Source organism: Bacillus sp. FSL K6-3176, assembly GCF_038003325.1.
Taxonomy (GTDB): domain Bacteria; phylum Bacillota; class Bacilli; order Bacillales; family Bacillaceae; genus Bacillus; species Bacillus altitudinis.
Map to the genome: position 1 here is coordinate 990,969 of NZ_JBBOOX010000001.1, position 15,787 is coordinate 1,006,755.

Annotated in this window: 13 protein-coding genes; 9 read left to right on the forward strand and 4 right to left on the reverse strand. The window is 41.1% G+C overall.

Annotated elements, in window-relative coordinates:
• The first annotated feature begins 30 nt into the window (after positions 1-30).
• The 5 genes from hemH (at position 31) to MHB38_RS05080 (ending at position 6,930) form a co-directional block, all read left to right on the forward strand.
• The gene (gene hemH / locus MHB38_RS05060) at positions 31-969 is read left to right on the forward strand and encodes a ferrochelatase (RefSeq protein WP_045034863.1); all 939 of its coding nucleotides are present in this window, start codon (positions 31-33) and stop codon (positions 967-969) included.
• Between the two features lie 22 nt (positions 970-991).
• Positions 992-2,404 (forward strand): protoporphyrinogen oxidase, encoded by a 1,413-nt coding sequence (gene hemY, locus MHB38_RS05065; RefSeq protein ID WP_025207039.1) that lies wholly within the window; start codon positions 992-994, stop codon positions 2,402-2,404.
• A 175-nt stretch (positions 2,405-2,579) separates the two neighbouring features.
• Entirely contained in the window at positions 2,580-3,158 is a 579-nt protein-coding gene (locus MHB38_RS05070; protein WP_026050070.1) for a TetR/AcrR family transcriptional regulator, read from the forward strand.
• A 64-nt stretch (positions 3,159-3,222) separates the two neighbouring features.
• Positions 3,223-5,532 (forward strand): YhgE/Pip domain-containing protein, encoded by a 2,310-nt coding sequence (locus MHB38_RS05075; protein WP_341002637.1) that lies wholly within the window; start codon positions 3,223-3,225, stop codon positions 5,530-5,532.
• A 348-nt stretch (positions 5,533-5,880) separates the two neighbouring features.
• Positions 5,881-6,930, forward strand: a complete 1,050-nt coding sequence (locus MHB38_RS05080; protein ID WP_052321050.1) for a M42 family metallopeptidase — start codon at positions 5,881-5,883, stop codon at positions 6,928-6,930.
• A 32-nt stretch (positions 6,931-6,962) separates the two neighbouring features.
• Here MHB38_RS05080 and MHB38_RS05085 read toward each other — a convergent pair whose 3' ends face one another.
• Both MHB38_RS05085 and yhfH read right to left on the reverse strand, forming a co-directional pair.
• Positions 6,963-8,252 (reverse strand): cation:dicarboxylate symporter family transporter, encoded by a 1,290-nt coding sequence (locus MHB38_RS05085; RefSeq protein ID WP_008348850.1) that lies wholly within the window; start codon positions 8,250-8,252, stop codon positions 6,963-6,965.
• A gap of 339 nt (positions 8,253-8,591) precedes the next feature.
• Positions 8,592-8,729 (reverse strand): protein YhfH, encoded by a 138-nt coding sequence (gene yhfH, locus MHB38_RS05090; protein ID WP_206116117.1) that lies wholly within the window; start codon positions 8,727-8,729, stop codon positions 8,592-8,594.
• 155 nt (positions 8,730-8,884) lie between these two features.
• Here yhfH and MHB38_RS05095 point away from each other — a divergent pair, with 155 nt between their 5' ends.
• From MHB38_RS05095 to MHB38_RS05105, 3 genes are all read left to right on the forward strand, one after another.
• A complete protein-coding gene (locus tag MHB38_RS05095; RefSeq protein ID WP_029575465.1) occupies positions 8,885-9,628 on the forward strand; it encodes an MBL fold metallo-hydrolase in 744 nt (247 codons plus the stop codon).
• Between the two features lie 2 nt (positions 9,629-9,630).
• Positions 9,631-10,620 (forward strand): lipoate--protein ligase, encoded by a 990-nt coding sequence (locus tag MHB38_RS05100; RefSeq protein ID WP_008348846.1) that lies wholly within the window; start codon positions 9,631-9,633, stop codon positions 10,618-10,620.
• Positions 10,621-10,792: 172 nt separating this feature from the next.
• The gene (locus MHB38_RS05105) at positions 10,793-12,346 is read left to right on the forward strand and encodes a fatty acid--CoA ligase family protein (RefSeq protein WP_025207044.1); all 1,554 of its coding nucleotides are present in this window, start codon (positions 10,793-10,795) and stop codon (positions 12,344-12,346) included.
• A gap of 210 nt (positions 12,347-12,556) precedes the next feature.
• Here the strand turns inward: MHB38_RS05105 and MHB38_RS05110 are convergent, their stop codons facing one another.
• Positions 12,557-12,973: a hypothetical protein gene (locus MHB38_RS05110; RefSeq protein ID WP_052320801.1), complete on the reverse strand. Its 417-nt coding sequence runs from the start codon at positions 12,971-12,973 to the stop codon at positions 12,557-12,559.
• A gap of 177 nt (positions 12,974-13,150) precedes the next feature.
• Between MHB38_RS05110 and MHB38_RS05115 the strand changes: the two genes are divergently transcribed.
• The gene (locus MHB38_RS05115) at positions 13,151-14,434 is read left to right on the forward strand and encodes a M48 family metallopeptidase (protein ID WP_025207046.1); all 1,284 of its coding nucleotides are present in this window, start codon (positions 13,151-13,153) and stop codon (positions 14,432-14,434) included.
• Between the two features lie 46 nt (positions 14,435-14,480).
• On the opposite strand, the gene MHB38_RS05120 is transcribed toward MHB38_RS05115, so the two are convergent.
• Complete coding sequence (locus MHB38_RS05120) at positions 14,481-15,626, reverse strand: serine alkaline protease SapB (protein ID WP_008348814.1); 1,146 nt, start codon at positions 15,624-15,626, stop codon at positions 14,481-14,483.
• Positions 15,627-15,787: the final 161 nt, after the last annotated feature.

Consider the following 15,787-nt stretch of genomic DNA (forward strand, 5'->3'; position numbering starts at 1 on the left):
GATTTCAAATGATCTGAAGGAGTGTTGGTTGTGGAGAAAAAGAAAATGGGGCTACTTGTCATGGCATATGGCACCCCATATAAAGAAGAAGACATTGAACGTTACTATACACATATCCGCAGAGGCAGAAAGCCAGAGCCGGAGATGCTGCAAGATTTAAAGGACCGCTACAAGGCAATTGGCGGCATTTCTCCTTTATCAAAAATTACAGAACAGCAGGCAAATGGTTTGTGTGAACATTTGAATGAGATCCAAGACGAGATTGAATTTCATGTATACATTGGGTTAAAACATATTGAGCCTTTCATTGAAGATGCAGTCGCTGACATGCACCGAGATGGCATCACAGAAGCGGTGAGTATTGTCCTTGCACCGCACTTCTCCACATTTAGTGTGAAATCGTATAACAAACGTGCACAAGATGAAGCAGAAAAGCTTGGCCATCTGAACATTACTTCTGTTGAAAGCTGGTACGATGAACCGAAGTTTGTGGACTATTGGGTGAAACAAGTGAAAGAGACGTATGCATCCATGAGTCAGGAAGAAAGAGATTCAGCAGTGCTGATTGTGTCTGCACACAGTCTTCCTGAAAAAATTATTGCAGCAGGGGACCCATACCCTGAACAGCTTGCACAATCTGCAAAAATGATTGCTGAAGGTGCAGGAATTGAGCATTATGAAATTGGCTGGCAAAGTGAAGGCAATACGCCTGATCCGTGGCTTGGACCAGACGTACAGGATCTCACGCGTGACCTATTTGAGCAAAAAGGCTATAAAACTTTTGTATACGTGCCTGTTGGATTTGTCGCTGATCACCTTGAAGTGTTATACGACAATGATTATGAATGTAAAGTCGTCACGGATGAAATTGGTGCAGCCTACTATCGTCCAGAAATGCCAAATGCGAAACCAGCATTTATTGATGCACTGGCAACAGTCGTATTAAAGAAGCTTAATGAAAGCAAGTAATCATATAAAAGAAGGCGATCCTATGCATGACAATCAAAAACACCTTGTCATCATTGGCGGTGGCATCACGGGTTTGGCCGCCGCCTTCTATTTGGAAAAGGAAATTGAAGAAAAAGGCCTTCCTATCCAAATATCTCTTATTGAAGCGAGTCCTAGGCTAGGTGGAAAAATTCAAACATTATATAAAGACGGTTATATCATTGAACGTGGACCCGATTCATTTTTAGAAAGAAAGGTCAGTGGACCCCAGCTGGCAAAAGATGTTGGCCTATCTGATCAGCTCGTCAATAATGAAACAGGGCAAGCGTATGTATTAGTCAATGAAACCCTTCATCCGATGCCAAAGGGGGCTGTCATGGGCATTCCAACTCAAATCAGTCCTTTCATTACAACTGGGCTTTTTTCAGTTGCCGGAAAAGCACGTGCAGCGATGGATTTCGTTTTACCAAAAAGCAAACAGACAGAAGATCAGTCTCTGGGGGAATTTTTTAGAAGACGTGTGGGTGATGAAGTGGTGGAGAATTTAATTGAACCGCTACTATCAGGCATTTATGCTGGTGACATTGATCGCCTGAGCTTAATGTCTACCTTCCCGCAGTTCTATCAAACAGAACAGAAGCATCGCAGTTTGATTCTTGGGATGAAAAAATCACAGCAGCATGCAAAAGCGCAACAAGTGACAGCGAAAAAGCAAGGACAGTTCCAGACAATCAATCAAGGGCTGCAAGCACTTGTTGAAGCGGTCGAAAGTAAACTCAAGCTGACGAAGATTTACAAAGGGACAAAAGTGACCCAGATCGAAAAAGCAGAGGGAGGCTATGGCGTTCAATTAGACAGCGGTCAAACGCTTTTTGCAGATTCTGCCATTGTGACAACTCCTCACCAATCGATCTATTCCATGTTTCCAAAAGAAGCAGGGCTTGAGTACTTGCATGACATGACATCGACTTCTGTTGCAACAGTTGCACTCGGATTCAAAGAAGAGGATGTTCACAATGAATATGATGGTACTGGTTTTGTCATCTCAAGAAATAGTGATTTCTCCATTACAGCATGTACGTGGACAAATAAGAAATGGCCTCACACTGCACCTAAAGGAAAAACATTGCTCCGTGCATACGTTGGGAAAGCTGGCGATGAATCAATTGTTGAACAGTCTGATCATCAAATCGTGAGCATCGTGCTGGAGGATTTGAAGAAGATCATGGATATTAAAGCAGATCCAGAGCTGACGACAGTGACTCGCTGGAAAACAAGCATGCCGCAATATCATGTGGGTCATCAAAAAGAGATTTCGACGATGAGAGAAACGTTTAAGCAATCATATCCTGGTATTTATATCACGGGTGCTGCATTTGAAGGTGTTGGAATTCCTGATTGTATTGATCAAGGAAAAGCTGCCATCTCAGAAGCTGTATCTTATCTATTTTCATAAAAAACAAACTCCCTTTTCTGTCATGGAAAGGGAGTTTTTCATGTTCGTATGTTTAGAAAAGAGTGGTGAATAATAAAATTGAACAAAGTTGTTGCATCTGAGGAAAAGGATGTGGTATATTACTTTCTGTACTTAATGACCGAAACGTTCAAATAGTCATTTTGGGAGTGAGATCATGAGTGTTGATAGGAGACAAATGATTTTAGATGGAGCAACAAAGGCATTTACCCAGTTCGGGTATAAAGCCACGACAATGGACCTTGTAGCAAAGCTTGCCAACGTCGGAAAAGGAACGATTTATACCTTTTTTAAAAACAAAGAAGAGCTGTTCGATGAAATTTTCACATCACTGTTAATGGAGATGAAGAAAATTGCAGATGAAGCAATAGATGAGAAGAATAGTTTCTCTGAAAACCTTCACTTAGCACTCTTTGCAATATTAGAATTTCGAAAAAACCACCAGCTTACAATTAAAATCTTTCAGGAAAATGCGGAGCTTGGCACATCAGCAGTGAAAGAAATGATTGAAAAAATGGAGCAGATGATCATTCGCTATATTAAAACAAAAGTAAAAGAAGCGATTGAAAAAGGCGACATTAAGCCCTGTGATCCTGAATTGACGGCATTTGTGATGGTGAAACTATATATTGCACTTATTTTTGACTGGGAAAAGCGATATGAGCCTTTAACAAAAGAAGAGGTCGCTGAATCGCTCGAGCTTTATGTACTAAAAGGACTGTCTGCAACAACATAATTTTTTTTGAGTTCAAATGACCGAATTCTTAATTTAGTCATTCATCAATGGGAGGAAAACAGCAATGAATGTAATTCGGAATCAATGGAAAGACATTGTGACGAGCAAAAAACTACTGATCCCGATTTTAGCTGTCTTATTTATTCCACTGATTTATAGTGGTGTATTTTTAAAAGCTTACTGGGATCCATATGGTACAGTTGATCAATTACCTGTAGCGGTTGTCAACTTGGATGAAGGCAGTCATTATGACGGCAAAACCCTTCAAGTGGGCGATGATTTAGTGAAGGAATTGAAGAAAAACGATAGTTTTAAATGGCATTTTGTTGATAGTGAAGAAAAGGCCATCAATGGGTTAAATAACGAAGACTATTATCTCGTCGTCGAGATTCCGAAAGATTTCTCGAAAAATGCGAGTACAGTACTAGACAAACATCCGAAAAAATCGAATCTGAAATATTATACGAATCCAGGCGCAAACTATGCTGCGTCTCAAATTGCGAATAACGCCATTATCAAATTAAAAGATTCGGTTTCAAAGGAAGTCACAGAAAATTATGCAGAGGTCATCTTTGATAACTTCAAAACGATTGCAAAAGGATTAGATCAAGCAAGCGATGGAGCGAAGAAAATTGATGACGGAACAAAAAGCGCAAAAGACGGTAGCCAAAAGTTAAAAGACAATTTGGCGAAATTGGCAGAAGGAACGTTAACGTATAGCGAAGGTGTTCATCAGTTTGCAGGAAAAATGGGTGAACTGAACACTGGAATTCAATCTCTTGATAGCGGTCTTGGTCAGCTCTTAACAGGCTATCAAACGATTGATCAGAAATTTGGTGAACTTGGCACAGGAATTGATACATTGACCGAAGGGTTAAACACAAGCCGTGAAGGACATGAGCGGCTTTCTTCTAAAATGCCGCAATTCACAGCAGGCATTGAGCAGCTGAACAATAAAGCACAGTCATTTTCAGAAAAAATCGCTGCTGTGGAGAAAGTATTGTCTTCACCTGAATTAGCGAATCTTGAAAAGATGGCGCCTAAGATTGATCAGGTGAAAAAAGATGCAAAAACGTTTAGTACCAAACTTGCTTCTTTAAAAGAAGCATTATCTAATCGAGATGCAAAAGTAAAAAGTATTATTCAAAACAGCTCGATGACAGATGAAGAGAAAAAGGCGGCAATGGATCAACTAGACAGTCTTCCTACAATCGAACTGCCTGATTTGTCTGGGCTTGAGCAAAGTTTAGCGGCGCTGCAGGAACTGCCTGACGCAAGTGAAGTTCAGTCTGCGGTTGCATCTGCAAAAGCACAGCTACAGCAAGTCAAGCAGCTGCCAGAGAAAACAGAACAGCTGTATACATCAACAGTCGCCATACAAAATGCGATTGATCAAATGACATCCGGTACGAATAAATTGTATCAAGGTGCACTGAAGCTTCAAACGGGTCAAGGGAAATTACAAGATGGCCTGCAAACAGCAAATGGAAAGCTTGATACAGCGAAAAGTGGTGCGGATAAACTGGCAAACGGATCAAGCCAGCTTAGTGCAACATTGAATAAACTAGAAAGTGGATCAGCGAGTATCCAAAGCAACTCATCTAAACTGGCTGAAGGGTCAAAATCCCTTGATAAAGGATTAGGTGAATTAAAAAGTGGAACTGGAAAGCTTTCTGATAAGCTAAAAAGCGCTGCAGATGAAACAGGAGAGATTGATGCGAGGCAGGACAATTACAATATGATTGCAAGCCCAGTCAAAACAGAGAATGATACAGCGAAAAAAATTGATAACTATGGAACAGGGCTCACACCATATATTTTATCAATGGGACTCTTTGTTGGAGCTCTTATGCTAACTGTTGTATTCCCAATGAAAGATCCTGCTGGACGCCCTAGAAATGCGTTTGAATGGTTTGTCAGCAAATATAGTGTGCTTCTCTTAGTCGGTATCTTGCAGGCAGTGATTGCAAGCTCCATGCTGATCTTTGGACTTGGACTTGAAGTGGAAAGCCTCTGGCGCTTCTATCTCTTTGCAATCATCGTCAGTCTGACATTCCTAGCGATCATTCAGCTTCTTGCGACGACGATGGGGAATCCAGGACGCTTCATTGCCGTCATTATCTTGGTTCTTCAGCTTGCAGCAAGTGCGGGTACATTCCCGCTTGAGCTTGTACCAAAATTCTTCCAAGTCATTCACAGTCTGCTTCCAATGACGTATACCATCAACGGATTTAGAACGATCATTGCAAGCGGTGATAACAGTTATTTATGGCACCAAGCAGCGATTCTTGGAACAGTAGCCATCATCATGATGGCTGCAACAACAGCATACTTTGCTTGGAACATAAGAAAAATGAAACAAGAAGAAGCATAATCAAAAAAACCTTTCTCTTCCATGAGAAAGGTTTTCAGCGTGTAGACAAACCCTCGCATGCGGTGTCAGTCCTGCGCTTCGGTGCTCACGAATGTTAAATTCGCTCCGCCCCGATGCTCGTCCTTCCTAGCATGCAAAGGTTTTCTATCACGCTGAAAAGAAGACAAAGGGCTAAAATCAAGTTCATTTTAGCCCTTTGTCAACAATCTGAAACCTTTCTCTTCCATGAGAAAGGTTTTTTTGATTAGAAATTAGACATCAGGAACCCGAAGCGATATATTTTAAGAAGGATGCTGAAAAAAGGCATGCTTGGAAAGAATTTCTTTTAGATGAAGGAGGATATGCCGAATGACAACGGAAGTAAATGAAACGGTTCAGCTTATTCAAAAGCTTGTGTCGATCCCAAGTCCATCAGGAAATACTGAGAAAGTGATTGGCTTTGTCGAACGTTTTTTACAAGATTTAAATATTGAAACGAAGCGAAATCGAAAAGGTGGATTAATTGCCACCCTAAAAGGAACAGATGACAAGGAACACCGCATGCTGACAGCACATGTCGATACGCTCGGTGCGATGGTCAAAGAAATTAAATCAAATGGCCGGCTGCGTCTTGCACTCATTGGAGGCTTTCAATATAACTCGATAGAAGGCGAGTATTGTGAAATTGAAACAGTAACAGGCCGTACATACACAGGTACCATTCTGATGCATCAAACGTCCGTTCACGTATATGAGGATGCTGGAAAAGCGAAGCGAAATCAAGAAAATATGGAGATTCGCTTAGATGAGAAAGTGAAAAATGCAGACGATGTGCAAGCACTTGGCATTCAAGTAGGAGACTTTATCTCATTTGATCCTAGAGTGGAAGTGACATCTTCAGGTTTTATTAAATCAAGACACCTTGATGATAAGGCAAGTGTGGCGTTGTTGCTGAGATTGATTCACCGCATTCAAACAGAGAACATCACATTGCCGCATACGACACATTTCTTAATTTCAAATAATGAAGAAATCGGATACGGTGGGAACTCGAATATCCCGAAAGAAACGGTGGAATATTTGGCTGTTGATATGGGAGCTATCGGTGACGGTCAATCAACCGATGAATACAGTGTGTCAATATGTGTGAAGGATTCTAGCGGTCCTTATCACTATGGTCTGCGCAAACATTTAGCAGCATTAGCTGAGGCAAATAAGATCGATTACCGCCTTGATATATACCCTTATTATGGTTCAGATGCGTCAGCAGCGATTCGAGCAGGGCATGATATCATTCATGGACTGATTGGACCTGGCATTGACTCTTCGCATGCCTTTGAAAGAACCCATGAAGACTCATTGATTCATACAGCCAATCTTCTGTACCACTATGTTCAAAGCAAATTAATCACAGTATAAAAAAAGAACCCCGATCGCGGGGTTCTTTTTGATTAGCTTGAAAGTTGTGTTGGCTCAGGTACATCTTGTCCAGTCATCACGCGGTGTCCTTTTTCAGGGTCATATTGCCCTTCCCATTTAGACATCACGACAGCTGCAAGTGCATTACCAGTTAAGTTGACAACGGTTCTTGCCATATCCATGATACGATCAACACCTGCAATAAAGGCTAGACCTTCAGCAGGAACACCGATCGTTCCAAGTGTTGCAAGTAATACAACAAAGGATGTACCAGGAACGGCAGCCATTCCTTTTGATGTCACCATCAATACAAGGATTAGTGTGAGCTGCTGTACGATCGTGAGGTCAATGCCATATACCTGCGCTAAGAAAAGCGCCGCAATGGCTTGATACAAGACGGAGCCGTCCAGATTAAACGTATAACCAATTGGGATAACAAAAGAAACAATTCCTTTTGGACACCCGATGCGCTCCATTTTATCCATGACTCTCGGTAAAACTGTTTCAGAGCTGGATGTACTAAAGGCGAGAAGCATTTCGTCTTTCATGTAAGCAAGAAATCTGAAAATATTGACGCCAATCATCTTTCCAATAATTCCGAATACAACGATAAGGAAGAGAGCGAGCGCAAAATAAACAAGACCTACGAGCTTACCTAATGAAACGAGAGATTCAAGACCAAATTTTGATACTGTCACACCAATGAGTGCGAACACACCAAATGGTGCAGCTTTCATCACAACATTGACGACATGGAACATCGCATGTGACACACCTTCAAAGAAGGCGAGCACTGGTTTGCCGCGTTCACCAATCGCTGAAACGCCAAGTGCGAATAATACAGTGAAGAAAATAATCGCAAGCAAATCACCTTCCGCCAATGATTGGAAGAAGTTCGTCGGAACGATATGAAGGAACGTATCAGCAACTGATTTACTGCTTTGTTCTTTTTCCGTTTCAACATACTGGCTAATATCCTGTTTTTCTGTATGTCCAAAGTCAACGCCTGCACCTGGTTGAACAAAGTTCGCAAGCACAAGACCAAGGATGATCGCAAACGTTGTGATAATTTCAAAATAAAGAATGGTTCTAAAACCAAGCTTCCCTACTTTTTTACCATCACCCGCACCTGCAACACCTAAAATTAAGCTAGATACGACAATCGGAATGACAATCATCTTAATGAGTCGTAAGAAGAAGTCTCCAATTGGTTTTAAATATGTCTCAACACCAGGGTTACCGAAAAAGATCGCACCAACCACGACACCGAGAATAAGACCGATTAGGATTTGAGTTGCTAATCCAAATTTTAATTTTTTCATAGATTTCCTCCCTAACATATTCATTAAAGGAATATTCCCATTATATTAAGTTTTAATATATGAATTAAAGTATAACTAAAATTAAAGAGGTTCGTCCACGATTAAATTATATTAAGAAAATACAAAATTATTTGAAAAAATGGACACTTCGAACCCCCTTCGTTGTTTTAAGTCAATAAAAAGTGCCTTCCGAACTAAAAGTCATCATATGAAAATACTAAAAAACCCTTCTGTACCAAGGGTTTTACCTTTTTACCTATTTTTCAGAAAAAATAAAAAGCACTTTTGACTCCAACTGACGAAGGAGGAAAAAAGTGCTTTTTTATTCTATTTATTTCCTTATTTAAGATAACTTACTTGTGAGCATTCCTCACATTCATTACCGTAACACTCGTGCTGTTCCATTAAATCATTTCCACATTTTATGCATTTTTTTGAAGGCAAATTTCTAAAAAACTCAGTGATTTTTCCTAGCATTTGTCATCCTCCAATACGTTTTATTGCTATCATTGTATTATAACAGATTTATAATTGTCAATCTGTTTTGTAACAATAGGCAAGAAGAATGCTTTTTTTATGAAAAATGGGTATATTGTAAGAAGGGGATTTTTTGAAAAGGAGGAAATATGACGATGAAATTAACCGTGATTGGCTGCTACGGAGGATTTCCAGCAGCTGGTGAAGCCACATCAGGTTATCTTTTTGAATCAGATGGTTTTCGTCTGCTTGTCGACTGCGGGAGCGGAGTTCTGTCAAAGCTTCAGCAATACATTGATATAGAAGAACTAGATGCTGTACTCCTTTCTCATTATCATCACGATCATATTGCAGATATCGGACCTCTCCAATATGCGAAGCTAGTGGGTTATCATTTAGGAAAAAGCAGTGGTCCGCTGACGATCTACGGACATACCGGGGATCAAGCAGCATTTCAGCGGCTCTCTGATGATGTACATACAAAGACAAAACCTTATCACCCAGAAGAGGGCATTCAAATCGGACCATTTCAAATTGATTTTTTGAAAACGGTTCATCCGGCAGAATGCTATGCGATGAGAATTCAGGCACATGAGGCTGTGGTGGTGTATACAGCCGACTCCAGCTATCAAGATGCATTTATCCCTTTTAGCAAGGATGCAGACTTACTTATTGCCGAAAGCAACTTTTACGCCGGACAAGACGGATCGGGTGCAGGACATATGAACAGTACTGAAGTAGGGAAGCTGGCCAGTGAAGCAAATGTTGGGGAGCTCATCATCACCCATCTGCCTCATTTCGGTCGGCATAAAGACCTAGTCAATGAAGCACAGGCGTTATATACTGGCAATATACAGCTTGCCCATTCAGGGCTTAGATGGAACAAGGAAGGAAGATAGAGATGCTGTTTATCGATAACGAGCAACATTATGATCCAATGATTAATTTAGCAATTGAAGAGTATTGCTTAAAATATTTAGATCCAGAAGAAACGTATTTGCTGTTTTACATCAACCAGCCGTCTATTATTATTGGAAAGAACCAAAATACAATAGAAGAAATCAACACAAAATATGTGGAAGACAATGGCATCAAAGTCGTTCGCAGGTTATCTGGCGGTGGTGCAGTTTACCATGACAAAGGAAACTTGAACTTCAGTTTTATTACAAAAGACGATGGGGACAGCTTTCATAACTTTAAAAAATTCACCGAGCCAGTCATCAAAGCGCTTGAAAAGCTTGGCGTCAAAGCGGAATTAAGCGGCAGAAATGACATCATGGCAGATGGGCGTAAAATTTCGGGGAATGCTCAATTTGCTACACGAGGACGTATCTTCAGTCACGGCACCCTATTATTTGATTCAGAAATCGAACATGTTGTCTCGGCATTAAATGTGAAGAAAGAAAAGATCGAATCAAAAGGCATCAAATCCATTAGAAGCAGGGTTGCGAATATTAGTGAACTGATGGATCAAAAGATGACAACAGAAGAATTTAGAAAAATTCTTTTAAGCTATATTTTTGACACGAACGGAGACGTGCCTGAGTATCAGCTGACAGAAAAGGATTGGGAGAAGATTCATGAGATTTCTCGTGATCGATACCAAAAATGGGAATGGAACTACGGCCGTTCACCTAAGTTTAACTTGCAGCACTCTAAGCGTTTTCCAGCTGGATCGATTGATCTTCGATTAGAAGTGAAAAAAGGCATCATTCAAGACTGCAAAATTTTTGGTGACTTCTTCGGTGTAGGGGATATTGCTGATATTGAGAAACGACTCATTGGGCAGCAATATGATCGCAAAACCATTAGTGATGTATTAGAAGACATGGATATGCGCCATTATTTTGGTAACGTATCAAAAGAAGATTTTCTGGATTTGATTTATTAAGCAAGGACAAGCACGGCTAGAGATAGCGGTGCTTTTTCTAATGAAAGAGATGAAAGCGGTTTACATTTGATCTTGTGAATTTTTTCGATTGTCTATTATAATAGAAAGGAGGAATGTTTGGTCATAAAATGAATGGCTATTCATTCATTGATGAAGTATAAGGGGTGGGAGAATGGATTTGATCAAAAATCTTGAGCAGACTGCGATGACCAAGGGAGAGAACGTCGCACTGATCTTTGAAGGGAACAAGTGGACCTATCAAGAACTGATGACAAGTATCGAACGTTTCGCAGATGGTTTAGTGAGCGAAGGGTTTCAAGCGGGAGATCATATCGCGCTGATTTTAGGAAATTCACCGCATTTTGTGATTTCATTTTTTGGTGCATTAAAGGCAGGGCTTGTTGTTGTACCTGTCAATCCAACATATACGCCAAGTGAAATCGGCTACATGCTGGTCACTGGTGATGTAAAAGGGATTGTTGCACCGGATCAGCTTCTGCCGATATACGAGCAGGTGTATGAACAGCTTCCAGCGATTGAACGAGTCATTATTTGTGCTCAAAATGAATCTGCGTGCAGGTCAAGTTTAAAAGAAGTATCTGATCGTCTTGTTTTCTTCGGAAAGCTTGTGTCTGGAGATGCACCAGAAGCTGAGCATCCTGCCATACAACCTGACGATACGGCCGTTATTTTATTTACATCTGGCACAACAGGAAAACCAAAAGGGGCAATGCTCACTCATGTTAACCTTTATTCAAATGCAAGAGACATTGCGGAGTACCTGTCAATTGATGAGAAGGACAAGGTGATTGCTGCTTTGCCGATGTTCCATGTGTTTTGTTTGACCGTCTGTATGAATGCCCCCTTGATTCATGGAGCGACCATCTATGTCCTGCCGCATTTCAGCCCATCAGAGCTTTTACGAATGATGGAGAAAGAAAAACCAACGCTATTTGTTGGTGTTCCAACCATGTATAACTATTTATACCGCCAGGACGGTCATGAGGAAGCGATGAAGTCGGTGAGGATTTGTATATCAGGCGGTGCGTCCATGCCTGTTGCTTTACTTCACGGTTTTGAAGAAAAGTTCGGTGTCACGGTGCTAGAGGGTTACGGATTATCAGAGGCTTCCCCAGTGACGGCATTCAATCCCCTTGATGGAAAAAGAAAACCAGGCTCGGTCGGCACTGATATTATGAATGTGAAAAATAAGATTGTGAATGAACTTGGAGAGGAAGTTGGACCAAACGAAGTCGGAGAACTCATCGCAAAAGGGCCAAACATTATGAAAGGCTATTATCAAATGCCAGAAGACACAGAGGCGGCCCTGAAAGACGGCTGGCTGTACACAGGAGATTTGGCGAGAAGAGATGAAGACGGATATATTTATATCGTCGATCGAAAAAAGGATATGATTCTCGTTGGTGGGTATAATGTCTATCCAAGAGAAGTAGAAGAAGTGCTTTATCAACATGAAGCTGTAGCAGAAGCCGTTGTCATCGGTGTGCCAGATCCAAACACAGGAGAGGCTGTTGTCTGTTACATTTCCCCTAAGAAACATGCTCACATCAATCAAGAAGACATCATCACACATTGTTCACGCTATTTGGCGAAATATAAGCAGCCCCAAACGATCCATTTCATTGATGATATTCCAAAAAACACGACTGGTAAAATTTTAAGAAGAGCGCTAAAAGACAAGTACCAAGCAGAAACAAGTAAATAAAAAGGGAGCCTCTTGAAGAGGCTCCTCAGATTGTTGACAAAGGGCTAAAATGTTGTTTATTTTAGCCCTTTGTCTTCTTTTCAGTGTGATAGAAAACCTTTGAAGTTTAGGAAGGACGAGTACTGGCGCGGAGCGAATTTCACATTCGTGAGCACCAGCACGCAGGACTGACAAAGAATGCGAGGGTTTGTCTACACGCTGGGGAGTCTCCTATGAAGAGTCTCCTTTTTGAATCGCTTCTTGTACCTGTTTTCGAAAGGAATTTGACTGTTTTTGATTTAATTCATAATAGGTGCCGTCTACTAAAAAAACAACTTGAGAGCGGTTGGTCCATAGCTGAAAAGAAGTGCCATTTGTCTGTCCGAACATGACCTTGGCGATATAATCTGGCTTCTTTACATTCTTTTTGAGATGGCTGCTTGTTTGTTTCCCTTTGTTTAATTGTTCAATTAGATCCTCAGTTGTATCTTTATCATCTATTTCATAAGAAATAGACTGGTTCGTCGGTGAAAGCAATAATTTCTCTGCTCGATTTTCATCGAAGATGTCACTTGTCCGGCTGAACACATAAAAGAAGGTAATCAGTAAAAGCCCAAAGATCACAATTCCTGCAAGGATTTTCTTCATGATGAACCTCCAACTCACTTTTTTATGGTTAGTTTCTCCGATTTTTGAACAGCATAATCATTTTTTTCACTCAAGCTTTTTCAGATAGGGCATGCTATGATGGAGCCACATGAGACAGGTTCTAAACAAAAACGTGCGTGATTACAATAGAGAGAGAAATGGAAAGGAGGCTGACCAGTGCGAGTACGCAAATGGGTAGCTCTTGCAACGGTAGCATACATATTGTACGGTCTTTTTATTTATTCTTACTTATTTCTAATGGGGGATTCATCTGTCCCTGACAGTGTGAAAGGGACAAGTGCAGACCCGCATACATTTATGACAAGCCATGAGCTTTTGATCAGTGGAAATTACTCGAACATTCGTAACCTGTTGTACTTTATGACAATTCCTTTAGATTGGTATGTCTTTTTCCTTTTGCTCATTTCAGGGTTTTCAAGGAAATTAGCAGATTGGAGCTTGGCAGCAGCTCGTTTTGACCTTTTGAGCAAACTTGTGTATGTGTTTGTGCTGTCATTTTTGACGATGCTGATCACATTGCCGGTCAAGTGGGTGAGCTACCAGTTGTCCTTGAACTACGGTGTTTCAGCACAAAGCACGGCAAGTTGGCTAAAAGACCAAACGCTTGATTTTTGGATTCAATATCCACTGCTTGTTCTATGCGCGATTGTGTTCTTTTGGCTCATTCAAAAGAAAAGGAAGTATTGGTGGCTGTATGCTTGGTGTTTAACCGTTCCAGTTACTCTATTTCTCTTCTTTATACAGCCGGTCGTTATTGATCCACTCTACAATGATTTTTACCCATTGAAGGATCAAGCGCTTGAGAAAAAGATATTAACTCTTGCAGAGAAAGCACACATTCCAGCAGATCATGTATATGAAGTCAACATGTCAGAGAAAACAAACACGATGAATGCTTACGTCACAGGAATTGGTGAAAATAAGCGTATTGTTTTGTGGGATACGACACTTCAAAAGCTGAAAGACCGTGAAATCTTATTTATCATGGCGCATGAGATGGGACATTACGTGATGAAGCATGTGTATATCGGTTTAGCAGGATATTTAGTGCTGTCTCTGGTTGGATTTTTTGCCATTGACCGTCTTTATTTTTACCTTTACCAAAAAGGCGCTTCTCCATTTCGTCTGAAGGCACCACATGACGTTGCTGCTCTTCCGCTTCTGTTGATCATTGTATCTATGCTGTCATTTGTTGCTTCTCCTTTTACAAATGCTGTGTCAAGGCATCAAGAACGTGCAGCTGATGAATACGCCGTGAACTTGACGAAAGATGGAGAGGCGGGGGTGACGTCATTTCAAAAGCTTGCAAAATCAGGGCTTTCCCAAGTCAATCCGCCACTTTTAGTGAAAATCTTCCGCTATGGACACCCGACGATGATGGAGAGAATCTTCGATATGGAAAAAGCCGCAAAAAAAGAGGAAACATCGAAAAAGCAATAAATAAAAAATCCGGCTCAGTTCGCCGGATTTTTTTGTCACACTTATTTTAGTTAGAAGCCGCTTGAACGTTAATTAATCCTTTTCCATAATAGAACGAATTACCAAGCGGTGTTGCCGTATTTTCTAAGCGCTGACGAACCTGAGACGTTGATAGATTCGGATACTTAGAAAGGATAAGCGCTGCTGCTCCTGCTACATGAGGAGATGCCATTGATGTTCCCGTATAAGATGTATATCCACTGCTTGGTACTGTACTTAAAATCGATGTACCAGGTGCAGAAACATCTAATTCAGGACCTGCGCTAGAAGATGAGTTTCTGACATTGTTGCTGTTCACGTTGGCAACAGCAATCGTAGAGTCGTATTTTGCAGGATAGCCTACGGTGCTAGTAGAGCCAGTGGAACCTGAATTCCCTGCTGCGGCAACGACAACTACTCCGCGATTATTCGCTGTGTCTACAGCATTTTTAAGCGCTGTGGAGCCGTTTGGTCCGCCTAAGCTCATATTGATGACATCCATGTTATTGGCAACAGCCCATTCAATACCACTGATAATCCAGCTGTATTGTCCATCGCCGTAACGATCTAACACTTTAACGGCATACAAGGAGGCGCTTGGCGCAACCCCAAGAACACCAATCGTGTTATCAAGGGCAGCAATGGTTCCGGCTACGTGAGTTCCGTGTGATTGAAAGTCTTGTGTGGCATTTGGCTCTGAAGGGACGAAGCTAGCACCGCCTGCAACATTTAAGTCAGGGTGTGCGGCGTGGATACCAGTATCAAGGACAGCTACTTTGACGTTAGCACCTTTATAACCTTGAGCGTGTACGGCTGGAGCTTTGATTTGAGGGATACCATAAGGGACGGTTTGTGCATATGCTTCTGCTTTGTGGTCTTCTTCTACATAAGCAATGCTAGGGTCGTGTTCAAGTTTTTTTGCGGCTTGTTCAGACATCTTCACTTGTGCAGCATTAATGAGGCGGTATTGTTTTTCTAATTTCCCACCATTTTGTGTCACTGCTTGTTTCTTAGAGCTGTTTGTGGTGGCAGAAGCTTTAAAGCCAACGATATAGCTTTTTTCACTTTCTGACTTTGAGGCAGTCTCGGCATTTGCCATCGAGCCTCCAAACCCTGCTGAAAACAGAAGAGGGACAGCCAATAAAACACTTGTCATCACATTTTTCTTTTTCACGCACATTCCACATCCCTTTTTCTTATTTCAGAATAATCATCCGTAGTCTATTAGAATGATCCGTTTGATTATTCTGTATTTTCAGTTTAATAGAGATAGGCAAATAAGAGTAGACCCGAATTTTTGTGGAAGTCCTAGCGAAAAATAGGGAATTAAGTCGC